At 31.0% G+C, this 24,883-nt stretch carries 20 protein-coding genes and 1 tRNA gene; 8 read left to right on the plus strand and 13 right to left on the minus strand.

Annotated features, from left to right (window positions below; translation table 11 throughout):
* Positions 1 to 41 precede the first annotated feature (41 nt).
* From asnS to OZJ21_RS06485, 4 genes are all read right to left on the minus strand, one after another.
* Complete coding sequence (asnS, locus tag OZJ21_RS06470; RefSeq protein WP_003700078.1) at positions 42 to 1,343, minus strand: asparagine--tRNA ligase; 1,302 nt, start codon at positions 1,341 to 1,343, stop codon at positions 42 to 44.
* 12 nt (positions 1,344 to 1,355) lie between these two features.
* Positions 1,356 to 2,537: a pyridoxal phosphate-dependent aminotransferase gene (locus OZJ21_RS06475; RefSeq protein ID WP_268857585.1), complete on the minus strand. Its 1,182-nt coding sequence runs from the start codon at positions 2,535 to 2,537 to the stop codon at positions 1,356 to 1,358.
* Positions 2,538 to 2,554: 17 nt separating this feature from the next.
* On the minus strand, positions 2,555 to 3,058 hold the full coding sequence (locus OZJ21_RS06480) for a cell wall elongation regulator TseB-like domain-containing protein (protein ID WP_268857586.1): 504 nt from the start codon (positions 3,056 to 3,058) through the stop codon (positions 2,555 to 2,557).
* Positions 3,059 to 3,181: 123 nt separating this feature from the next.
* The gene (locus OZJ21_RS06485; RefSeq protein ID WP_268857587.1) at positions 3,182 to 5,971 is read right to left on the minus strand and encodes a helicase C-terminal domain-containing protein; all 2,790 of its coding nucleotides are present in this window, start codon (positions 5,969 to 5,971) and stop codon (positions 3,182 to 3,184) included.
* Between the two features lie 250 nt (positions 5,972 to 6,221).
* Between OZJ21_RS06485 and mvk the strand changes: the two genes are divergently transcribed.
* Genes mvk through fni form a run of 4 tightly spaced genes read left to right on the plus strand, consistent with a single transcriptional unit; the run spans position 6,222 to position 10,307 of the window.
* Complete coding sequence (mvk, locus tag OZJ21_RS06490) at positions 6,222 to 7,166, plus strand: mevalonate kinase (protein ID WP_268857588.1); 945 nt, start codon at positions 6,222 to 6,224, stop codon at positions 7,164 to 7,166.
* Between the two features lie 12 nt (positions 7,167 to 7,178).
* Positions 7,179 to 8,147, plus strand: coding sequence for a diphosphomevalonate decarboxylase (mvaD, locus tag OZJ21_RS06495; RefSeq protein WP_081534105.1), 969 nt, complete (start codon positions 7,179 to 7,181; stop codon positions 8,145 to 8,147).
* 24 nt (positions 8,148 to 8,171) lie between these two features.
* Entirely contained in the window at positions 8,172 to 9,239 is a 1,068-nt protein-coding gene (locus OZJ21_RS06500) for a phosphomevalonate kinase (RefSeq protein ID WP_069469408.1), read from the plus strand.
* Positions 9,240 to 9,254: 15 nt separating this feature from the next.
* Positions 9,255 to 10,307 (plus strand): type 2 isopentenyl-diphosphate Delta-isomerase, encoded by a 1,053-nt coding sequence (gene fni / locus OZJ21_RS06505; RefSeq protein WP_268857589.1) that lies wholly within the window; start codon positions 9,255 to 9,257, stop codon positions 10,305 to 10,307.
* Positions 10,308 to 10,319: 12 nt separating this feature from the next.
* On the opposite strand, the gene holA is transcribed toward fni, so the two are convergent.
* From holA to argS, 5 genes are all read right to left on the minus strand, one after another.
* The gene (gene holA, locus OZJ21_RS06510) at positions 10,320 to 11,342 is read right to left on the minus strand and encodes a DNA polymerase III subunit delta (RefSeq protein WP_081537946.1); all 1,023 of its coding nucleotides are present in this window, start codon (positions 11,340 to 11,342) and stop codon (positions 10,320 to 10,322) included.
* 9 nt (positions 11,343 to 11,351) lie between these two features.
* Positions 11,352 to 13,574, minus strand: a complete 2,223-nt coding sequence (locus OZJ21_RS06515) for a DNA internalization-related competence protein ComEC/Rec2 (protein ID WP_268857654.1) — start codon at positions 13,572 to 13,574, stop codon at positions 11,352 to 11,354.
* 51 nt (positions 13,575 to 13,625) lie between these two features.
* A complete protein-coding gene (locus OZJ21_RS06520; RefSeq protein ID WP_003706127.1) occupies positions 13,626 to 14,102 on the minus strand; it encodes a ComE operon protein 2 in 477 nt (158 codons plus the stop codon).
* A 43-nt stretch (positions 14,103 to 14,145) separates the two neighbouring features.
* Positions 14,146 to 14,835, minus strand: coding sequence for a helix-hairpin-helix domain-containing protein (locus OZJ21_RS06525; RefSeq protein ID WP_087366223.1), 690 nt, complete (start codon positions 14,833 to 14,835; stop codon positions 14,146 to 14,148).
* 111 nt (positions 14,836 to 14,946) lie between these two features.
* Entirely contained in the window at positions 14,947 to 16,638 is a 1,692-nt protein-coding gene (argS, locus tag OZJ21_RS06530; RefSeq protein WP_003706123.1) for an arginine--tRNA ligase, read from the minus strand.
* 389 nt (positions 16,639 to 17,027) lie between these two features.
* Here argS and OZJ21_RS06535 point away from each other — a divergent pair, with 389 nt between their 5' ends.
* The 3 genes from OZJ21_RS06535 to OZJ21_RS06545 all read left to right on the plus strand — a co-directional run bounded on the left by OZJ21_RS06535 (position 17,028) and on the right by OZJ21_RS06545 (position 18,112).
* Positions 17,028 to 17,717 carry a YjjG family noncanonical pyrimidine nucleotidase gene (locus tag OZJ21_RS06535; RefSeq protein WP_003709981.1) on the plus strand — a complete coding sequence of 230 codons (690 nt, stop codon included), beginning with the start codon at positions 17,028 to 17,030 and terminating at the stop codon, positions 17,715 to 17,717.
* A 67-nt stretch (positions 17,718 to 17,784) separates the two neighbouring features.
* The gene (locus OZJ21_RS06540; RefSeq protein ID WP_003700056.1) at positions 17,785 to 17,994 is read left to right on the plus strand and encodes a hypothetical protein; all 210 of its coding nucleotides are present in this window, start codon (positions 17,785 to 17,787) and stop codon (positions 17,992 to 17,994) included.
* A gap of 47 nt (positions 17,995 to 18,041) precedes the next feature.
* A tRNA-Gly gene (locus OZJ21_RS06545) sits at positions 18,042 to 18,112 on the plus strand.
* Between the two features lie 147 nt (positions 18,113 to 18,259).
* Here OZJ21_RS06545 and OZJ21_RS06550 read toward each other — a convergent pair.
* Positions 18,260 to 19,147, minus strand: coding sequence for a LysR family transcriptional regulator (locus tag OZJ21_RS06550; protein WP_003706120.1), 888 nt, complete (start codon positions 19,145 to 19,147; stop codon positions 18,260 to 18,262).
* Between the two features lie 112 nt (positions 19,148 to 19,259).
* On the opposite strand from OZJ21_RS06550, the gene cls reads away from it, so the two are divergent.
* Positions 19,260 to 20,753 carry a cardiolipin synthase gene (cls, locus tag OZJ21_RS06555; RefSeq protein ID WP_003709978.1) on the plus strand — a complete coding sequence of 498 codons (1,494 nt, stop codon included), beginning with the start codon at positions 19,260 to 19,262 and terminating at the stop codon, positions 20,751 to 20,753.
* Between the two features lie 66 nt (positions 20,754 to 20,819).
* On the opposite strand, the gene OZJ21_RS06560 is transcribed toward cls, so the two are convergent.
* The 3 genes from OZJ21_RS06560 to purH form a co-directional block, all read right to left on the minus strand.
* On the minus strand, positions 20,820 to 21,893 hold the full coding sequence (locus tag OZJ21_RS06560) for an acyltransferase (RefSeq protein ID WP_087250189.1): 1,074 nt from the start codon (positions 21,891 to 21,893) through the stop codon (positions 20,820 to 20,822).
* 173 nt (positions 21,894 to 22,066) lie between these two features.
* Positions 22,067 to 23,323 (minus strand): phosphoribosylamine--glycine ligase, encoded by a 1,257-nt coding sequence (gene purD, locus OZJ21_RS06565; protein WP_003709975.1) that lies wholly within the window; start codon positions 23,321 to 23,323, stop codon positions 22,067 to 22,069.
* A 16-nt stretch (positions 23,324 to 23,339) separates the two neighbouring features.
* Positions 23,340 to 24,878 carry a bifunctional phosphoribosylaminoimidazolecarboxamide formyltransferase/IMP cyclohydrolase gene (gene purH, locus OZJ21_RS06570; RefSeq protein ID WP_003707936.1) on the minus strand — a complete coding sequence of 513 codons (1,539 nt, stop codon included), beginning with the start codon at positions 24,876 to 24,878 and terminating at the stop codon, positions 23,340 to 23,342.
* Positions 24,879 to 24,883: the final 5 nt, after the last annotated feature.

Consider the following 24,883-nt stretch of genomic DNA (forward strand, 5'->3'; position numbering starts at 1 on the left):
AAAAAGGCCGATGAAAATTCATCAGACCTCTTCAAAATAAATTATGGATAAATCCTATTCAATAATCTTGGGAATGGAATTGCTTCACGAATATGATCTTCACCTGTAATCCAAGTTACAGCACGTTCTAATCCTAAACCAAAACCAGAATGTGGAACACTACCATATCTACGCAAGTCTAAATACCATTCATAATCCTTTACATCTAGGCCAGCTTTAATAATTTGTTCTTCTAAATACTTTGGATCTGTAGCACGTTCAGATCCACCAATGATTTCACCGTATCCTTCAGGTGCTAACATATCAGCACAAATTACTACATCATCACGAGTTGGATGTGGTTTCATGTAGAATGGCTTAATGGCTTTTGGATAGTTCATAACAAAAACTGGTTTACTAAAATGTTCAGCTAAATATGTTTCTTCAGGAGAACCGAAATCTTCTCCCCATTTTACATCTGGGAATTTACCAGATTGTTGCAATAATTCAATTGCTTCATCATAAGAAATACGTGGGTATGGTAATTCCGTATATCTCTTAAGAACTTCTGTATCTCTACCTAAGATTTGTAGAGGATATTGACAGTTATCTAAAACGCTTTGTACTAAATATGCAACATAACGTTCTTGAATTTCTAGACTTTCCTCTTGATGCATGAATGCCATTTCAGGTTCAATCATCCAAAATTCAATCAAATGGCGACGTGTCTTAGATTTTTCAGCACGGAAAGTAGGACCAAATGAAAATACTTTTCCATAAGCCATTGCTCCAGCTTCTTCATATAACTGTCCAGATTGTGATAGATATGCATCTCTGTCAAAATATTCTGTATGGAACAATTCAGTTGTTCCCTCTGGTGCACTACCAGTCAAAATAGGTGCATCTAATTTAATGAAACCTTCTTTGTTGAAGAATTCATAAGTTGCACGAATCATTTCATTACGAATTTGCATAATAGCAAATTGTTTCTTAGAACGTAGCCATAAATGGCGATGGTCCATCAAAAAGTCTGTACCATGTTCTTTGGGTGTAATAGGATATTCATTACTTTCACCAACAACTTCTATTTCTTCAATTTCGATTTCATATCCGAAATGTGAACGTTTATCTTCATGAATGACACCTGTAACATACAAACTAGTCTCTTGCTTTACTTCCTTAGCAAGAGCAAATGTTTCCTCACTAACAGCATTTTTCACAACTACTCCTTGGAAATATGCTGATCCATCACGTAATTGTAAAAAAGCAATTTTCCCACTGGAACGTTTATTAGTAAGCCATACACCTATTTTTACTTTTTCGTTAACATGGTGTTTAGCATCAATAATACTAATCGTCTTCACTAATATAACCTCCTATTTTCTTTCTTCAACAAACATTTTAATGCGCTTTACCGCTTCTTCAAGATCATCTAAACTTGCAGCATAACTTATTCTAATGTAATCAGACATTCCAAATGCAACTCCTGGAACCACAGCAACATGTACCTTCTCTAATAAAAATTCTGCAAATTCAGAGACATTACTACAACCTACAAACTCTGCCGCTTTAGCAACATTAGGAAATAGATAGAAAGCTCCTTGAGGTTTTGAATCAAACACAAATCCCGGAATTCCTTTAAGTTCTTCATAGATCTTATTTAATCTTTCTTCATAAGCCTCTCGCATAGTTGACACACTACTTTGATCACCATTTAAAGCCTCTAAAGCTGCATATTGGCTAACTGCTGTCAAATTACTTGTAGAGTGTCCAGCTACTGCAGCAATCTTTTTAATAAACTCTGCATCAGCTACCGCATACCCAACTCTCCAGCCTGTCATCGCATAAGATTTAGATAATCCACTTACTAAAATTGTCTGTTTTCTAATATCATCGCTTAAATCCATTAATGATACGAACCGAGTACTATTATAAACCAACTTTCCATACATGTCATCACAAATTATAACTATGTCATTCTTTACAGCCCAATTTCCAATTTCTTCCAATTCTTCTTTTGTATATACTAAACCGGATGGATTTTGTGGTGAATTTAAGATCATCGCTACTGTTTTGTCTGTTCTAGCACTTTCTAAATCTGATGCTGTTACTTTTAGTCCCTTACTTGGTTTAACAAATACAGGTTTTCCATCCGATAATTTAATTTGCTCACCATAACTTACCCAGTATGGGAGTGGAATAATCACTTCATCTCCCTGATTTAGCAAGCATTGTGCTATAGCATATAAAGCAAATTTCCCACCAGTTGTAACAGCAACATTATCACTCGTAAAGTTAGTATTGTAATCTTTGTTAGTAACCTCTGCTACTTTTTCTCTCAATTCCTTAATACCTAATACAGGAGTATATGAATCTGCTTTCCCATTATTAATTGCAGCAATAGCAGCATCTCTTATATTCTTAGGTGTTTGGAAATCAGGTTCTCCTACCGTTAAATTAATTACATCAATTCCTTCAGCACGCATTGCATTAGCTCTAGTTGATAGTGCAAGCGTTGCAGATGGTTGTATATTTTTAGCTCTTTGTGAAATTTGCATAGATAACTGCCTCCAAATTATATGTTTTGAATGGATTTTATGATCTTTCCAGTTTTAAAACTTATCAAATCATAACAAATATTATTTTGATTATTCAAATATGTTACTTCCCAAACAGGTTTGTTATTTACCAATCCTAAGGAAGTTTTTACTATCTTTTTAGGATTTCTTTCTACCTTAACGATATTCTTAGCTTTATTTACAGAAATCCCCTTATCTTGTGCATATATATTTACTTTTTTGCCATTTTGAGAAGTAATAACATATACCTCTTGACCACGCTTATTTGTACCATAAATAGTGTAATAAGTCTGTTTTCTATTAAACACATAAAAGTCTTCAACTTTTCTTACGTTACCATATTTCTTAGCCACCAAATAAGCTTCTTTTTTTGCTTGAGCTTGCGGGCTTTGAGCTTTTGCGTAACCTAAAATTATTAAAAGAACAATAATAATAATTGTGCTCCAAAAATAAAATTTCTTATTTATCTTTGAATCATGTTTTCTTCTCAATTTTCTCACCAAAATTTCTATTTGATTCTATACTATTAAATCATTAGTATCTGAGCAATATTATACAATAAAAAAAGCAAACTTTAAAATTCAAAATTAATAAAATATGTGTAAAAAGCTCATATTTCCCCCTTATTCACCAAAAAATGAAGTAATTTCTTTTAGTAAATCATCAATTTTTAAACTTTTAAGAGTAACTCCATCTGGAAACGAACTAATAAATTTTTCCCCATAGTTTTTATTGGCAATTCTTGAATCAAGTAATACAAATATTCCTTTATCTTTAGGCGTTCTTATTAATCTTCCCCACCCTTGTTGCAATCTTAAAATTGCCTCTGGTAAAGCTAAATTATAAAATGAATTAATCCCTTTCTTCTCTAATTTTCTATACCTAGCTTTATTAAGGACAGTATCTGGAGACTGGAACGGCAATCGTGTGACTATTACCATCTCTAAATTATTTTCAGGTAAATCAATACCTTCCCAAAAAGCGCCTGCTCCTAATAAAATTTTTCCTTCTCCTAGCATAAATCTCTTTTTAATTTTTTCTACACTACCAGTTATACCTTGCGCTAAAATCTCACGTTTACTTCCAATTTTCTTAACTAACTTAGGATAAACTGATTCAATTATTTCTAATGAATTAAATAATATCATTGTCTGTCTATTATTATTCAGCAATATTTTCTCTAAATCACGAGATAAATACTCTATGTATTCTTTTTTTGAAATCGACGTTATATCCGGAGTATCTTTTAAAATGTAGGCTCTAGTTTGTTTGCTATAATCAAAAATATTATCGTATTTCTTAATCTTAACCTGACCATTAAGATCTAATTGTCTAAACATGTAACCCCTAGTTTCTTTCATAGCTAGATTTGCACCTACCAGCAAAACTGTAGAAAATTTTTGATATACCTTATTATTTAAGAAGTTCTCACCATCTAACATGATAAAATTCAAACGTAAATGTCCATTTTCTTGTTTATATGGATATGTCAACCAGATAAACTCTGTTTCCAATTCATCTTCCAATCTATTTAAATCTAGATATGACCAACTTTTCATTTCGTTTAATAAAAGATTAAGTAACTTTTGATAATCATTTATTAACTGAATTTCATCCAATCCTAATCTCCCAGTAACAATGGCCATGCTATACTTTTGAGAAAATTTATTTTGAAGCCTTTTTAAATTTCTTAAAGCTTTCTCAATTTTTTTGAATATAAATAAATTTGCCTTAATCATTCCTCTAAGATTCAAAGGTTTTATTGGAACTTCAACATATACATCTGATGCTTTGTTCATATTTGAATTAAGATAAGTCATAAAAATTTCTCTTAGATTCATTATTTCATAGTCTATAGTTTGAATTGGTCTTATTAACTCAGTATATTGTGCTTTAGTAATAAAATTTATCTCTACCAAGTCTCTAAATGAAAAAGATAATTGTGATTCCATTTTTACTAGTAATGAATCAGAAATTATTTTTATTTGATCAAAATCTATTATTTTTCTGTTTTCTTTAAGCAAATTATCATTCAGGTGCTGTGCTTCATCAACTATTAATACTGTGTCATTTCCACCTAATTTATCAACATGACTTAATAAATAAGCATGATTTGTAATAATTATATTCGCATGTCTTCTCAAAATTTCTTGCCGCTTTAAAAAGTCTACTGAATAAAATGCACTTTTTTTATTCAGTCCTCTTATCCCATGATGCTCTATTTGTGCAAAAATTGTATCTTGCATACTCAATAAGTTAAGTTCTTCCATATCGCCAGTTGAAGTTTCCATAAGCCAAACTAATAAAGTCATCTGTATTTGAGTAGCCTTTTTTGACTGAGGAATAGATAAACTTTGGTAGAATTTATCTATATCAATATAATGCTGGCTTCCCTTTAAATTCACAATATTCAAATTAAAAGGAATAACTTCTTTTAACATTGATATATCCTTATCTATTAACTGATTTTGTAAAGTTGTAGTAGCAGTACTTATTACAACTTTTTCTTCAGTAGCTTTATATGCAATAGGCATTAGATAGCCTAATGTTTTGCCAATCCCAGTTGCAGCATCATATACATATTTTTTTGATCTTTTTTCATTCAAGTCATTATTAATATCATCCATCATTTTTATTTGACTAGAACGCCATTCCAAGACTTCAGAAAAAAGATTTTGCTTTTCATCCTTTGTCTCAGGATATTCTTGTTTTGATATTTTTTCGTCTATGAGTTTAGGCCTTTTTAAGACAATATCTTCTACAACCATTAAATCATTAGGTAACTTCTCTTCTCTATCCTTTTTATTAAGGTATACTTCATTAAAAAATTTACCTGTTTGAGCAATTAAAGAATCTCCCATTTTCGCTAATCTTTGCAATAGAATTAAGGGAAAAGTTTCAATTCTCTTTTTTAAATTAATTAATAATTCAGCTGTTGCTTTAGTATCACTATCCGCTTTATGAGGATGTATATGAGAAAGTTGTAGATACTTACTAATATCTATTAACCTATATGAGACTAATGTTGGATAAATTATTTGTGTCAGTTGAACTGTATCCATCATTGGTAATTCCAATTCTGGGTACCCAGCTCTTTCCAATTCAGAACTCAAAAAACTATAATCAAAGTTCACGTTATGCGCTACAAAAGTTGTATTCTGCAACATCGCATAAATTGTTCCTGCAACTTCATCGAAATATGGCGCGTACCGTACATCTTTATCTTTTATTCCTGTAAGTTTCTTTACTTCAACTGGAATAGGCATTCCTGGATTTATTAAGGTAGAAAAATGATTTACAATTTTATTTGATTGTACAAAATCACAGCTAAATTGAATTATTTTATCGCTACCATCTTGTTTAGGACCTGTAGTTTCTAAATCAACCACTGCATATATTCTTTCTTTTATCATTAATCTCACCTTCATTGCTAAAAATTCTCAATCAACTTAATCTTAGCATAATTTCCTATTACCAGTATACATACTTTACTGTTCCAAGTACTTTTTACAGATACCTACTCCCTATTTCTTTATCTAAATTTAAAAATATTCTTTTAAAAATCCCTAGCTATATTATTGTTTATATCATTAATAACATGTATAATTACACTGTTTGTACTACTTATAGAGGTATATAAAAATTCGAAGGGAGAAGAGTGATTTGCATATATTTCATGATGCTAAGGGTTCTAGTCATGCAAAAATTATTTTAATTGGTGAACATGCTGTCGTATATGGTCATCCAGCAATCGCTCTGCCATTAAAAACCGTAACCGCAACTGCAAGTATTAAAGTTATACCATCATCAAGTGAACAAACTATTACAAGTTCTTACTATGATGGTTCAGTTGATGATATGCCTAAAAATATGCTCGGTATTAAGAAACTAATTTTAAAATTAGTTTCTGACTTACGTATAGAAAATGGATTTGAGTTACATTTATCCAGTCAATTACCCGCAGAAAGAGGTATGGGATCCTCAGCTGCCGTTGCGATTTCTATTATTCGTTGTTTTTACAACGCTACCGATACTAGAATTAATCATAAAAAACTATTATCATACGCTGATATTGCTGAAAAAGTTACTCATAACAATCCTAGCGGTTTAGATGCTACAACTAGTGCTAGCGATAATCCTATCTGGTTAATTCGTAATAAAGAAATTACACCTATTCCAATTAACCTGGATGCTTATCTACTAATTAGTGATAGTGGTATTAAAGGTCAAACAAGTGAAGCAATAAAAATTGTTAAAGATCAACTTAATACAGACGAAATATCAACTTCATCAAAGTTAGCTGCATTAGATAGATTAGCACAAACCACTAGAGATCAACTGGCTAATAATGATATAGTAGGACTCGGAAAAACATTTACTTTAGCCCAAAAAGATTTGATTTCTTTAGGTGTCAGCACTCCTAAATTAGATAATCTTATTAATATAGCACTTAAAAACGGTTCACTAGGCAGTAAACTTACTGGTGGTGGTCGTGGTGGATGTTTTATCAGTTTATTGAAGACAAAAAAAGAGGCAGAAGTACTTGCTAAAATTTTAAATCAACACGGGGTTACTAAAAATTGGATAGAGCCCCTATCGAATCTTTAGGAGGAATTTATCGTGTCCAATCATTCCACTGCACGAGCACACACAAATATTGCATTAATTAAATATTGGGGAAAAAAAGATACAGAGTTTATTCTACCTATGAATAATTCTTTATCACTAACTTTGGATCATTTCTATACTGATACTTCAGTTACTTTTGATTCAAGTTATACTAAAGATACTTTTATTCTGAATGGAAAAGAAATTCCTAACGAAAATGTGCATAAATTTTTGAATATCGTTCGAGAAAAAGCTGGTATTTCAGAATTCGCCAAGGTTAACTCAACTAATCATGTTCCTACAACTGCTGGATTAGCATCTTCCGCTTCTGCTTTTGCTGCATTAGCTGCTGCTGCAAGTAAAGCTAGTGGTATGAATTTATCTCGTCGCGATTTATCTCGTTTAGCTAGACGTGGATCGGGATCAGCTACTCGCTCTATTTATGGTGGTTTTGTTGAATGGCAAGCAGGTGATAATGATCTAAATTCTTATGCTGTTCCATTTATTGAAAATGTGTCTTGGGACATAAAAATGATTGCAGTTGTTATAAATAGTAAACCAAAAAAAATAACTTCGCGTGCTGGTATGCAAACTGTTGTTAATACTTCTCCTTATTATAATTCTTGGATAAAAGAGGCTAACCGCTCTATTCCATTGATGAAAGAAGCTATTAGCAAACAAGATTTTACCACTATGGGTGAATTAGCCGAAGAAAATGCTATGAAGATGCATGCTTTAAATTTAAGCGCTCATCCACATTTTAGTTATTTTTCTCCTGAAAGTATTCAAGTTATGAATCTTGTAGAAGAATTACGTTCAATGGGAGTTGAATGTTATTACACCATGGATGCTGGTCCAAATGTTAAAATTATTTGTCTAGGAAAAGATACTGCTAGTATCACTTCCTTTTTACAAAAAAATCTTCCTAACACTGAAGTTTTAGTTTCTTCAGCGGGACCAGGTGTACAATATCTTGATTAATTTACAAAGAAAGGTTATGATGTTTTGATTTCTGTCAAAGCTCCAGGAAAATTATACATTGCTGGTGAATATGCTGTTGTTGAAACTGGACAACCAGCTATTCTAGTGGCTTTAGATCAATTTGTATATGTAAATTTAGAAAAGAGTAATGATTTAGGGTCAATCATTTCTAAACAATATAAAGAAAACTCTTTATATTGGAAACGAGAAGGTAATCAAATTATTTTTGATAATCGAGACAATCCATTTCATTATATTTTATCTGCTATTAATTTAGTCGAAGAATATGCCCAAAGTCTAGGTAAAAAAATGGAATTCTATCATCTAAAAATTGATAGTGAATTAGATAGTCCTGATGGAAAGAAATATGGACTTGGTTCTTCTGCTGCGGTCACTGTAGCAACTATTAAAGCTCTATCTGAATTTTATGAACTAAATTTATCAAAAGAGCATCTTTTCAAACTAGCTTCCATTGCTCATTTAAATGTTCAAGGAAACGGTTCTTTAGGGGATATCGCTGCTAGTGTCTACGGTGGTTGGATAGCTTATCATTCTTTCGATAAAGAATGGCTTAAAGTCGCTCAAAGATCCTACACAATTTCCGAACTTTTAGATTTAAATTGGCCTAATTTGAAAGTTACTCAATTGACTCCACCTGATAACTTAAATCTTCTAATAGGTTGGACTGGATCTCCTGCATCAACTTCACATCTAGTAGATGCAGTTGCTCTTCATAAGGCTAATAATCAAAATAAATACAATCATTTTTTAGAAAATAGTTGGAAATGTATCGATACAATGATTACTGGTTTTAAGGAAAATTCTCTATCCAAAATTCAAGAATCATTAATATATAATCGTGAATTACTCCGAAATTTAGCTAGTTTGAGTTCTGTAGAAATCGAAACTCCCCTACTAACTAAACTTATCACTTCTGCAGAAAAATTTGGTGGAGCAGCAAAAACTTCTGGTGCTGGTGGAGGAGATTGTGGTATTGTTCTAATTGATAAATCTATGAATGTTGAGCCATTATTTACTTATTGGAAAGAAAATGGAATAGTCCCATTATCATTGCACGTTTATCAAGATTAATTACAGGAGATTATTATGAAAATTCATCAACATCGCAAAAATGAACATCTTTCTTTAGCTAAAAAATTTTTTAAAACTCAATCATCTAATCAGTTAGATGAAGTTCAATTAATTTATAGTAACTTACCTGAGTTAAATTTATCAGATATAGATATAAGAAGTACGCTAGTTGGTAAAGATATTCCTGTCCCCTTTTTTATTAACGCAATTACTGGAGGAAGTCCACAAACTGATGATATAAACTATAAATTAGCAACTGTTGCTGCTAAAGCAAATATACCTATGGCCTGTGGCTCTCAAAGTATTGCTTTAAAATATCCTAGTTTATCACCAAATTTCAGTAAAATAAGGCAACTAAATCCAAATGGCTTTTTGTTAGGTAACCTTGGAGCCGGCCATTCTTACTCAAACTTCAATGTTGCTCAACAAATGATTGATGCTAATGCAATGGAACTGCATCTTAATGTTTCTCAAGAATTAGTCATGCCTGAAGGCGATACTGAATTTATGTGGAAAGATAATATTCGTGAAATAGTTAATAATTCATCATTTCCTTTACTTGTTAAGGGTGTTGGACAAGGATTAACTCCTATAACTATTAAAGAATTAGCTGATATTGGTGTTAAGTATATCGATCTTTCTGGCAAGGGTGGTACTAATTTTATAGAAATTGAAAATCGTCGCCGTAAACAAAAAGAATTAGCATTTTTGCAAGATATTGGTATGACTACTGCTCAATCCTTAGTAGCTGCTAAACTTGTAGATGAAGACATTTCTTTCACTGCCTCTGGCGGAATTAGAAATTCTCTTGATATAGTAAAATGTTTAGTTTTAGGAGCTGACAATGTTGGTATTTCTGGCCTATTTTTACATATTTTATTACGTCAAGGAACTGAGAGTTTAATTGAATATATAACTAATTTAAAAGTTGAAATTAAAAAAATTATGTTGATGCTAGGTTGTAAAACTATTGACGACTTACATAAATTACCAGTAATTTTAAGCTCTGAGTTATTAGTTTTTAAAAAGCAAATGACTGAGTTATTAAAAAATAAAGGTTGGGATTAAAAATCTCAACCTTTATTTTTTATACGCATATTTTGTCAAAAATAATTGAAACAACAATTCTGGATTCTGACTACTTGTTTTTAACTTTTCTTCTATTTCGGCCAAACCTAAGTAAGCAGATTTCAAACTATTATTGCTAAATTTACGAGCATTCTGCATAGCTAATTTCACTCTAAAGGGATGAACTTTTAAAGTTGAGGCAATACTTCCTTGATCATAACTATGCTTCTGTAATATTTTAACTTGTAAAAGTAATCTAAATTGTCCAATTAAGATCGCATTTATTTTTATTGGCTCTTCTTTTTGTTCTAAAAGTTCATGATATAATTCAAATGCTTCTTTTATCTTTTTATCACGAACAAAATCTACCAAGTCAAAAACATTTTGTTCCAGCGATTTTGTAACTAATCCATCTACCTCACTAATTGTAATCTTTTTAGTATTAACAGTTGCTATTATTAGTTTAGAAAGTTCATTCATTATTTTAGAGAAATTAGCATTGGTTAATTGAATTAATCTGTCTATTGCTCTTTTTTCAATTATAACTTTTTTCTCATCACAATATTTTATAAGATATTGTCTTATCTCAGATTCATTCAATGAGGAAGTATTCACTATTTCAGCTTTTGACTTTAACTCTTTAACTACTTTCTTACGTGAATCTAACTTCTCATAACTTGCTAATACTACTAACAAAGTATCTGGAGAAGGATTTTGCAAATATCCTATCAATTCATTTACATCTTGTTCGATAGAATGCTTCTTTGTATCCCCTGTTAAAAAATATGGATGAGTAATAATCACCAATCTTTTTTCACTAAAAAAAGGAGCAGAAATTGCATCTGCTATTGCGGTTGCAATCGAAGTAGTTTCCATATCATAAATTGCGGCATTAAATTCCCTATCACTTTCAGGAATATAGTTCCAAAATAATTCTTTAACTTTATTATTAAGATATGTATCTTCCCCTAAAACTAAATAAACATTTTTTAGACTATTATTTTCTATTTCTTTGCGCAACTCATCTACTTTCACTTTTCTATCTCACTTTCTAATTAATATTTTTCCATATTTAGTACTCATAAAAAATTTGTCTTTAGACACATTTACTACTTTTATCATTCCCTTATCGGAAGTCATTAAATACGGAATACCATTTGCATTTAATGTCCTCAATGTTTCAATATTAGGATGTCCATACCTATTATTAAGACCTACCGAAATAATAGCATATTGAGGTTTTAAAATTTTTACAAATTGATCTGCAGTTGATGTTTTACTCCCGTGGTGTCCTACTTTTAAAATATCACACCGTAAATCAGGGTACTTTTCTATTACTTTTATTTCATTTTCTTGATCTAAATCACCCGTAATTAAAAAAATTAGCCTGCCCATAGTATATTTTAGAACTATAGAATCTTCATTTTTCCCTTTTCCTTCAACAAATGGATGTAAAATATCTATTCTTTCTTTAGAAAGATCACTAGTATCAGTAATAGGCTCTACCACTTTATCATTACAGATATTCGATTCATTCAATCTTTTATTAAAACTTGATAATTTCTCCATTCCTAAAGGAACCAAAATTTTTTTGATCTTTATTTTTTGACTAATACTTGGAAAATTACCAACATGATCTGCATCTTGATGTGTTAAATAAAGCTTATCTATCGAATTAATTCCTTTACTTAACAGATAATTGACTATAACCCTTTCGCCACTAGTCTGGCTTACCCTACTTCTCCATTTTTCATGCTTAAAACTAACTTTCCCACCTGTATCTACTAAAATTACTTGATTATTATTTTTTTCTCTGATTAGAGTAGCATCACCTTGCCCGATGTCAAAGTAAACTAATTCGTCTTTATTTCGATGTATTTGACTATATGAAAAAATATATACCAATACTTGTAGATAAATAATTACATTTTTTCTCCTGCTAACTTCTAAACAGATCATAAGTGATAGCAATAGTATAACTACCGTTAGATACGGTTTCCCAAAAGTTATCATAGGTGAACTATCTGCTAATTTCTCAAAGAAGATCGAAATTAAAAACAAAATAGTATTACTAATTTTTGAGAAGACATTTAATAGTACTCCTATTATTGTAAATGGTAGAATTATATATTCAAAAATTGGAATAATGCATATAGATAGAAAAGTAGTTAGTACATTCCATTGATATGTATGCCATAACATTAATGGTATACTATATCCACTCATCTTTATACCAATCTTTATGCTATTTTCTTCCTCATTTAGAATTAAAACTAACGTCAACAAATAGCTTAACTGCATCCCCATAGTAAATAATATCATTGGTGAATATAATAGGTTTATAATTATCGTCAATGACCATGAAGTTAATTTATCTATCTTTATTGATAAAAAATATCTACTAAATATAGGTATCCATACCATAAATACTGCACGTATAATACTTGATGAAGAACCTGCTAAAATCATATATATGGGAAGACAAATGATCAACCACATATCTACCGTCTCTGCTGTTATCCGTAGTATTTGTGCTAATTTTTGCAGAATTCTCACTAAATAAAAAACATGCATTCCTGATAAACTAAAAAGATATAACAAGCCTAATTCTTTGATACTACTATTTACATCATCAAATCTATCATCCCTATACCCTACTATTAAGGCTGTTGAATATCCTCGTAAATACTTAGGAAATAATTGTAGATAACATATTATACTTTTTCTTAAATCATGTAATTTACATAAAAGTTTATATTTAGAGGGAACTTTATTATTTTCTAAACTTATATGTTTAACAGTTAACCCATTATATATCTTTTTACTTTGACAAAATTTTTTATAATCAAATTCATTTTCATTAGTAGGAGGAGAAATTCCTTTAATTTTTCCTGTTACAGTATATACATCACTATTTATTTGTTTTTTTAAATAATTTTGCTCTGCTTTAGATTTTAAATAATAATAAGTACATATCTGTTGTTTTCCTTCTAACCATCTTCCTGTTAATGTCAGTAAATCTCCGTTAACTTTTATATTATCTGCATATACCAAAATATGCTGGTTTTTAACACTTAATTCTTGTTTTATTTCTCTACTTTTACTACATTGATAGTAATTAAAAATATATGTTATACATCCTAGGCACCATATTAAACAAATGTTTACTATACAAATACTTTTAGTACATAAAATCCTCAAACAAATTAAACATAGTACCACTATAAAAATATAATTGAATTCAAAAAATAGTAATTCAATAACCACTAAAAGAATTGCACAGAAAAAAATAACAATCCTGTACAATAATTTTTATTCCTAATTTTCTGCAATATTTATTGAAACTGTATTTAAATACTTAGGTTCAACTTTAACTTGTTCAACTGCTACTTTTTTTCGTTTCAATAATCTTATCGCATAATCGTCATTATGATAATTACGCATATAATATATTTTCTTTATACCTGCTTGTAACAATGATTTAGTACATTGTAAACAAGGAAAATCTGTAACATAAATTTCTGCCCCATCTGTTGGAATTCCAAATTTTGAACATTGTAATACTGCATTCATTTCTGCGTGAATTGTTCGTAAACAGTGTCCATCAACAACGTAACAACCTACGTCAATGCAATGATCATCACCAGAAACAGCTCCGTTGTATCCTCCAGCAATTACACGCTTATCCCTAACTAAAATTGCTCCAACTGATAATCTTTCGCATGTTGATCTTAATGAAAGCAATACTGCTTGTAACATAAAATACTGATTCCAAGGTATTCTTTTATCGGTCATAAAATTCACCATCCAAATATGTTTTTATTTAGTATAACATAGTTTAAACTGTTAATTTATCTGAGATTGCAGCAAATGTTTTATCTCCTATACCGGAAACATTCTTTAGTTCATCAATTGTTTTAAATTTGCCGTGCTCATCGCGATATGAAATAATCAGCTCAGCTTTCTTGTCTCCTATTCCATTCAATTGTGTTAACTGTTCTTTAGTAGCAGTATTAAGATTTATTTTATTGTTATCTTCGGTTTCCTCGGTTGTATTGCTATTACTTGTATCACTACTCATAGTGTTTTCCGATTGCAATTCTATAATTACATCACCAGTATAGTTTTCTCCTTGCTTGGGCACATAAATCATCATTTGATCACTTAATTTATGTGCATAATTAAGCTTACTAACATCCGCATTATTTTCTAATCCTCCAGCTTGTTGAATAATATAAGCTAGTCTTTGATTTGGTTTTGCTTTATACAGACCTGGATGTTTAACAGCTCCTTTAATATCTACAAATATTTCCTTCCTAGCTACACTAGATTTAACTTGCGGCACAGATGTAGAAACTTTACTTATTTGAGATGTACTGCTACTAGATATTTCAAAAGTATCACTATCTGAGTGTCTAGTAGGTAAAACAAAAATTAGTGTTACAATTATTGCTATTACAATGGTTACTATTTGCCATTTATTATTTTCTAGAAACTCTTGAAGTTTTTCTTTTATCTCTTCTTTCATCACTTATTCCTTTCTTAAGTTCCCTCTAAGATTAATAAATACGCAAAAAAAAATTTTTTTCAAAAAAATACAAAAAAACAAGCCTCCATCGAGACTTGTTTAAAATATAAATTACATTTCATTAGGAGCTTTTACACCTAATAAACGTAAGGATTCTTTTAATGTAGTAGCAACACTTTGTACTAATGCTAATCTTGCATTCTTTTCAGCATCATCATTCAAAATTCTAGAATGTGCATAGTATTTATTAAATGCTTTCGCTAAATGAATTGCATATTTTGCAACAACAGAAGGTTCATATTCACTAACAGCTTTCTTTACTGTTTCAGGGAAAGCAGCTAATAAACGTAATGTTTGCCATGCTTCTGGATCACTAATTTCTAAGTTATCAGAATCTAACTCTAAATTGCCTGCTTTACGTAATATACTCATGGCACGAGCATGTGAGTATTGTACGTATGGTCCAGTTTCTCCTTCAAAACGAACAACTTCATCTAAGTTAAAGTCGAAACTGTTAATTCTTTCATTCTTCAAATCATGGAAGACAACAGCACCTACACCTACTGCTTCTGCCACTTCTTCCTTGTCAGCAAGGTTTGGATTCTTTTCTTCGATTTGCTTATTAGCTAATTTAACAGCATCATCTAAAACTTCTTCTAATAAAATTACACGTCCAGAACGAGTAGATAACTTCTTACCACCGGATGTAATCAATCCAAATGGAATATGATGAATATCATCTGACCAATCGTATCCCATTTCTTTTAAAACAGCTTTCAATTGCTTAAAATGGTTAGTTTGTTCTTGACCTACTACGTATAATGATTGTACGAAATCATATGTACGGTAACGATATAATGCAGCAGCTAAATCACGAGTAATATATAGTGTTGCTCCGTCTGTTTTTCTAATTAAAGCAGGGTTTAAATCGTATTTTTCTAAATCTACAATTTCTGCCCCTTGACTTTCTTTTAATAATCCCTTTTCTTGAAGCAAGTCTGTAATTTCATCCATTTTATCATTATAGAATGCTTCACCATTATATGAATCAAAAGTAATATTTAAGCGATCATATACTTCAGTAAATTTCTTTAGAGATTCTTCACGGAACCATTTCCAAAGTTTAAGTGCTTCTTCATCACCATCTTCTAACTTTTTAAACCATTCACGTGCTTCTTCATCCAATTCAGGATTATTAACATCTTCTTCATGGAAACGAACATAATACTTCAATAAATTATTGATTGGGTCAGCTTTAACTTCTTCTTCACTTCCCCATAGTTTATATGCAACAATTAATTTACCAAATTGTGTTCCCCAGTCACCTAGATGATCTATTTTTATTGGCTTATAATTTACTTTTTCAAGTAATAATGCTAAAGAATTACCGATAACTGTAGAACGTAGATGTCCCATTGACATTGGCTTTGCAATATTAGGTGAAGACATATCAATAGGAACATTTCCACCATGACCTAAATCTTGGTTACCATAAGCAGAACCTTCAGATAAAACTTCAGATAATATATCTTTACTGAATTCTTTTTTATCTAAAAAGAAATTTACATATGGTCCTACTGCTTCTACCTTTTCAAATCCTGTTTGATCAATCTTTTCAACCAATTCACTAGCTATCATTTGTGGTGCTTTACGTAATACTTTTGATAATACAAAAGCAGGAAATGCATAATCCCCTAAATTAAGTGTCTTAGGTTTTTCTATCTTAGCTAAAATATCTTCTTGTGATAATTTTCCATCAACAGCTTGTTCAATAACTTGAGCAACTTTAACTTTATAATCCATGTTGTCCTCCCATATAAAAATAAAAAAACTCCTGCATAATAATATGCAAGAGACGAGAAATTCCCGCGGTACCACTCTACTTGATTAGTAATCCACTCAAAAAATATTAAATTGTTATTCTAAGAAACGCGATTCATTTACTTCCATTATCCAACTCACACCAACTTGGACTCGCTTAGAACTTTCATAAACTACTAATTTCTATCATAGAATAGTCAAAACCACAGGGAAAACTCATTCTCTGTTATAAATCATAATAAACTACTGAAGACATGATAACAAAACTTAATCTATAGGTCAATCTATCTATGATTTTTTTATTTATTTCTTGAAATTTACTGAAGTTTAATTTAATATGTAAGAAAATTTTCTATTTTTGGAGGTTCCACATGAGCTACTCGATCCTATTATTTGATATTGATGATACCTTATTGGATTTTCATGCTACTGAAAATCGAGCTCTAGAATTACTTTTTGAAAAGCATGGAATTAAATTAACTGATACTGTAAAAGATAATTATGTAAAATTTAATCAAAGTCTATGGAAAAAATTAGAATTGGGAGAAATTAGTAGACAAGAACTCATGACTAATCGTTTTACTACTTTCTTTAAAAAGGAATTTAATCTTAATATCGATGGACTTAGTTTGAATAGAGAATACTTAGAGTTCTTATCAACTGGTACTGATACTATTCCTGGAGCAAAAGATTTACTTTCTACTTTAAAAAAATCTGGGCATAAATTATACGTCGTTACAAACGGTATAGATTTTGTTCAAGAACGTCGTTTACGCAACACCGGATTCAATTCGTTTTTTGATGATATCTTTATTTCTCAAAAAATTGGCTATCAAAAACCAGATGCTAGATTTTTTAAGAACGTATTTAATGAGCTATCTGAATTCAATCCTGATGATACGCTTATTATTGGTGACTCACTTACATCTGACATTCAAGGTGGGCACAATGCTAACATAGACTCTATTTGGTACAATCCTAAATCATCTCCTATTGATAAGAAAATTACCCCTACTTATCAAGTAAATAAATTACAGGATATTTTACAAATTGTTGGTTAATTGTCTTGCATATTCAAATAAAATTTGCTAATATTCTTAGGATAATTAGTAATATAAGGAGATTTTTATGGAAACTAAGTTTGAAATTGGCGATCGCGTTAAATGTAAAAAATTTGCTTCTTTAACTCATGACTTTATCGGTACAATTGAAAAAATTTATGAAAATTCTGCAATGGTTACAATTGTAGAACATGATAAAGCAGACTCTGTTGTAGTAACTGATTTTCATAATCGTGCTGTAGTTCGCCTTTCTGATATGAAAAAAGTAGCAGCTTAATATATACTGACATTGATAAATTTTTATGTTATACTTATCAATGTCTTGCGGGTATAGTTTAGTGGTAAAACTTCAGCTTCCCAAGCTGGTGTCGCGAGTTCGATTCTCGTTACCCGCTTATTAATTTATCAAGTCTTTGACGCATTACTAGTAATACTCATTATCCATTAAGGTCTGAAAGAGTACCCAGAAAATTTAATATAATTATGGAAAATAAGCTCATCTAATCCTTTTTCTAGGGAATAGATGAGCTTTTATTCTATCTCTAATTAATATCTCCATATCTATCACTAATATAGTTTTCAATTATAGATACAAAGGCTTTAACGGATGGAGTTTGCTGTTTCTTCTGATGTGTTACTAAACATATTGTTCGATAAAAATGTTCACTAAAAATATATCTATTAACATCTCCACTTAAATTTTGTAAAGCAAGCTCTGGTAAAATTCCTAGTCCCAAACCACTTTCCACCATCGCTATAATTGAAGCATCATCTATACTATACTGTAGTGAATTGACAGAAACATTATATGTATCCAAAGCTCTTTTGGTATCTCTATCATAATCAATTTGTTGTAAAATAAATTTTTCGTTCTTTATATCATCTCTTGTAATTGATTTTCCCCTATGAAGTTTAAAGTCTTGTGGCGTAATGCAATATATTGGGTCTTTATATAATGGGATAACTTCTAAATTTTCTTCAATTGGCAATGCACTAAAACCTATATCAAGTATCCCTAATTTAACTTGTTCAACAACATCATTAAAATTTCCCTGCCAAACCGTTACTTCTATATCAGGATAAATATTTTTAAATTTATTTATTATGTCTGGCAACCAATTAATGCATACACTACTAAATGCTCCTATTCTTACACGTCCTTTATTTAATCCATTAATTAGAGCAGCCTCTTCGTTTAAAGTAGCCTCAGCATTCAAAATATCTTGAATAAGCGGTAATACCCTTTGACCATTAGGTGTGAGTCTTACACCACTTCTACTCCTAACAAACAGTGAGAATCCTAAATCTTTCTCTAAACTATTAATTGAATGACTAATTGCTGAAGGTGTAACTTGTAATTGTTTAGCAGCAGCAATAAATGTTTTTTGTCTAGCAACTTCACTAAAAACTTCGTAACTAAAATTTGTCATATTATTTAATCCTCATTACTAAAATTTGCTTTTATGTTACATTTAATTTCTTACTTATTCAAGACGTAAACTCAAGATAATGTTATAATTACTTTAAAATCTTTAGAAAGGTGTGAGTGCTATCATTATTTTTATTACTCATCCATTATGGATTATTGCAATTATTTTCTTTGCTAACTTGATAGCAGCTATTTGGACAGTTTTTCGTGAAAAACGAGATATTGCAACCACATGGGCTTGGTTATTAGTTTTAACATTACTACCTATAATCGGCTTCACTTTGTACCTTTTCGCTGGTAGAAAGATTTCTAATGAACAAATTTTCAGTATGAAGAAGGAACAACAGGAACAAATTACCAAGTTAGCTAATGAACAAAAAAGCCTCTGGAATAAACATTCCCTAATTCCATCTGAAAAAACTACTGATACTGGTCGTGCACTAATTCATTTTTTCCTTGAATCAGAAGATGCTTTTATAACTCAAGATAATCAAGTAGAAATTTTTACTGATGGAAAAGAAAAATTTGAATCTCTTCTTCGTGATATAAAGAATGCTAAACACCATATTCACATCGAATACTATTCTTTTATCGCTGATGATATTGGTAATAAAATACTGAAAGCTCTAGAAGAAGCTGCTGCTCGGGGAGTAGAAGTTAGAGTTTTATACGATTTATTCGGTTCACACGGTACTACCTACAAATTCTTCAAACATTTAGAAGAACTCGGAGGGTATGCTCAAGCCTTTATTTCAGCATCTAAGGCGTTAATTTCGACACCTAGGCTAAATTACCATGATCACCGAAAACTTGTTATTATAGACGGTAATATTGGCTATATCGGTGGGTTTAATATTGGAGATCAATACTTAGGAAAGTCCCCAAAGTTTGGTTACTGGCGCGATACTCATCTTCGTATCAAAGGATTTGCCCTTTTTGAAATGCAAGCACGTTTTTCAATGGATTGGAATACTACTTGTCGGAAAACTAAAAAACCCCGTTTAGATATTTCAACTAAAAAATATATGCCTATGGATTCTAACGAACAAGCCAATGGCTCTACCAGAATACAAATTGTTTCTTCGGGACCAGATAGTGAGCGTCAATCAATTAAACGTGGATACCAATATATCATTGCAAATGCTAAAGATTATGTTTATATCCAGACTCCTTACTTAATTCCTGACGATTCAGTCCTCGAAGCCCTTATTATTTCTGCTAAAGCTGGTACTGACGTGCGTATTATGATTCCATGTATGCCTGATCATGTTTTTGTTTACAGAGCTACTCAATTCTATGCCAAATACTTAGTTGAAAATGGAGTTAAAGTTTACCAGTATGATAATGGCTTCCTACATGCTAAAACTGTTGTTTCTGATGACCACATTTCTTCTGTTGGTTCTGCTAATATGGACTTTCGTAGTTTTAAACTTAATTTTGAAGGTAATGCTTTTTGTTATGATGATAAGTTATCAAAAGATTTAAAGGCTATCTTTTTAAAGGATTTGGATAATTGTACAGAGTTAACTACTGAATTCTTTGATAATCAATCTAGTTGGTTAAAATTCAAGCAATATTTCTCAAGACTGCTTTCTCCAACTCTATAATTATCTGCAACTAAATACCCTCTAAATATGCTGTATATTGGCATACTTAGAGGGTATTTTTATACATTAAATTAACTTTTCAAAATGTCTTTGTATATACGCCGCTATTGCATCTGCCAATACGTTCAATTTCAACAATTTAAATAGTTTTGCACGTACTAACTCAATAATTGAACAAACTAAGTAAATACATAAACTAAAAATTATAATTTTTCCAATAAACATGACAGGCGAATTTAGAGCTATATCAGCAAATCTATCTTTAAATAAATACTCCGCTACAAAGGGATGAATATGTATCAAATATACTCCAAAAGTCAATGGGGCAAATAATTTTACTCCTTGTATAATTCTAGAATTCAACGACAGCTTACTAAAAATATTTAACAATGCTATTCCCATAAATAACATTGTTGGTGCAGGATAATTTATTAGAACACGTCCATGCGATTGTTCTCCACCTAACAATAAGAAAACTGCAAAAGAAAGGATTGCCATTGAAAAATACACTGTTTTATCGTGTTTCCAAAACTTCCAACCATACAATTTAATATATCCACCAATTAAATATAGAATTATTAACCATGGTGCACTATATCCACTCTGGAGGCTTAGGAAGGTTTTAGCCCTAAAAATGAAAGTTTCCCCAAAAGAACATACTAATATTAATGTTATTAATAACTTAGTCGCCATTGATTTATCCAACTTATTCAGTAATAGATTCAAGAAAGGCATAAATGCAAAGAGAATAAAATATGCTGAGAAGTACCAGTATCTTTCAAAAGAAATCGGCATTAACATTTGTATTAATAACCCTTTATTAATAGGCACATTGGGTATTGTTACCCATATTATTATATTTAATACTACAGAATAGAATAATACCTGAAACCAAAGTTTTATTATATTTTGTAATTTAAATTTACTTTTTACCCCTACATAACCAGATATTAGTGCATAGCAATTAACTGCACAATAGCATAATGTATCTAATAGCCAGCTTATATCATAATTTATACTTCCTATACCAATTTGTGTTGCTTTATTAATCACTCCACCTAGTAATAAGCAATGATACAATACAATCATATACATCGCTACTATTCGTAATAAATCAATCCCATAATTTCTACGTTTCACAAGTATAAACTCCTTAATTAAAAAATGTTCATTTACAAGTTTAAGTTGTTAAGTTAGAAAGGTCAATATTAGTTGAGATATAATCCTAATAAGTATCTCTTAATTAATTCTAACTATCAATAAAATTAAAAAAGCTGTACAAACATAATTGTACAACTTTTACTATATTATAATTATTTAAAAGCTTTTACACCTATATCATGACGATAGAAACAATCATTCCACTTGTAGTTTTCCAAATACTTGTAGACTAATTTATGTGCTTCTTCAATTGTAGATGCCTCACCTACGATTGATAAAATTCTACCACCATTACCATATACAACCTCATCTTCAATCTTAACATTTGCATAAATGGTGTATATGTCTTTTTGACTTTCCAACTTAGGTAAAGCTTGCCCCTTTACTGCTTGCTTAGGATAGCCTGCTCCTGCAACTACTACATTTAAGTATGCTTTATCTGAAATCTTCAATTCTGGTAATTGTTTATCATTAATGGCCGCATCTATCAACTCAGCAAAATCACTTTCTACACGAGGTAAAACTACTTGAGTTTCTGGATCTCCTAAACGAACATTATATTCAATAACTTTAGGACCTTCTTTTGTCATTATCATACCTATATACAAAATTCCATGATAATGATAATCCCCAGCTTCTAGTCCCTTCACTGTTGGTTCTACAATATCTGTAATCATTGCTTGGTATTCTGCATCAGATAACTGTGGTAAAGGACTATATGCACCCATACCACCTGTATTGGGACCTTCATCATTATCGTATGCTCTTTTATGATCTTGAGCCATTGGTAAAATTCGATAGCCCTTATCACTTAATACTAAGAACATAGAGTATTCATTTCCAACCAAGAATTCTTCAAGTACTACTTTTTTCTGACCTTTTCTAAACATCAATCGAATTTCATCTTCAGCTTCTTGATAGGATTGAGCTATTACAACACCTTTACCTGCTGCTAATCCGTCTTCTTTAATAACTACAGGTTCGTCAAATTCTTTCAACCCTGCGATTGCTTCATCTGAGGTAGTATAGGTTTTAAATTTAGCAGTTGGAATATGATACCTATCCATAAATTCCATCGCATAATTTTTTGATCCTTCTAATTGTGCTGCACGTTTGTCTGGACCGAAAATCTTTAGATTATCTTCTCTAAAAGAATCAACAATCCCTGCAACTAAAGCATCTTCAGGACCTACAAAAGTCCATTCTATATCATTATCGTAAACAAAACCCTTTAACGCATCAAAGTTCAACTCATTTATTGCTACAACTTCAATGCCATCAAAAGTCATTCCTGGATTACCTGGTGCACAGTAAACTTTAGCAACTTTCTCGCTTTTCAATAATGCTTTACAAATTGCATGTTCGCGTCCACCAGAACCTACAACTAATAAATTTACGTTTTCTTTCATCTTATAACTCCATTAATTAGTGTCTAAAATGTCTTACACCTGTGAATACCATCGCTACCCCATACTTATTAGCCATAGCAATGGAATCTTTATCTCTAATTGATCCACCAGGTTGAACTATTGCTTTAATCCCATGTTCAGCAGCATATTGGACACAATCATCCATTGGGAAGAATGCATCACTTGCTAACACAGCTTTATCATTTAGTGAATCGCCAGCATGCTTAATTGCTATCTTTGTAGAATCAATACGGTTTGGTTGTCCAGCTCCTATACCTAATGTTCTCTCATCGTTTGCTACAACAATTGCATTAGACTTAGTATGTTTAACTGCTTTCCAAGCAAATAATAATGTTTCTAATTGACTATCACTAGGAGCATTTTCTGTTACTACTTCCCAATTCTTAGGATCTTCATCTATAACGTCTTGTTCTTGACGAAGCAAACCACCCATAATTGAAACTGTTTCATCGCGAATATCTTCATCTTTTTTAGTAAAATCAAGTTGTAATAAACGTAGATTTTTCTTCTTGGATAATACTTCTAAAGCGTCAGCATCGAATTCCGGAGCAATTATAATTTCTAAAAATAGTTTATGCATTTTTTCTGCTGTTGCTAAATCTACTTTTCTATTTAAAGCAATTACACCACCAAAAATTGAGATTGAATCAGCTTCATATGCTCTATCCCATGCTAATTCAATATTATCAGCTTGACCTATTCCACAAGGATTCATATGTTTCAAAGCTACAACTGTTGGTGCATCAAATTCTCTAACTGCTCTAATTGCAGCATCAGCATCGCGTATATTATTGAATGAAAGCTTTTTACCATTTAATTGCTTAGCTTGTGTAATAGAGTATGCTTTAGGCATAGCATCTTCATAGAACCATGCTTTTTGATGACTATTTTCTCCATATCTCATTGAAGAAATCAAATCATATGTTAGTGTTAATTTTTCTGGATTATTTTCACCAGCTTGTTTACTTAAGTAATCTGCAATTAAAGCATCATATGCTGCTGTATGTCTAAATGTTTTAGCAGATAATTTAAATCTTGTTTCTAATGAAATTTCTCCATTTTCATCTAATTCTTTCTCTAATCCTTCATAATCATTTGCATCTACAACAACCACTACATCGCGATAATTCTTAGCTGCTGAGCGTAGCATACTTGGTCCACCAATATCAATATTTTCAATAGCATTTTCTAAGGTTACTTCAGGATTTTCGATAGTTTGCTTAAATGGGTATAAGTTTACACATACTAAATCAATTGGTGTAATATTTTGTTCTTTTAAAGTTTCCATATGTTCTGGCAACTCACGTCTTGCAAGTAAACCGCCATGAATATAAGGATTCAAAGTTTTAACTCGTCCATCTAAAATTTCTGGGAAATGAGTAACTTCTTCAACAGAAATAGTCTTAATACCTGCTTCATCTAAGTATTTCTTAGTTCCACCAGTTGAAACAATTTCAAAATCATGTTCTACTAATTTCTTTACAAATGGTACTAAATTATTTTTATCAGATACACTAACTAATGCTCGTTTCATTTTAA

It is taken from the genome of Ligilactobacillus sp. UO.C109 (assembly GCF_026847815.1).
GTDB lineage: Bacteria > Bacillota > Bacilli > Lactobacillales > Lactobacillaceae > Ligilactobacillus > Ligilactobacillus salivarius.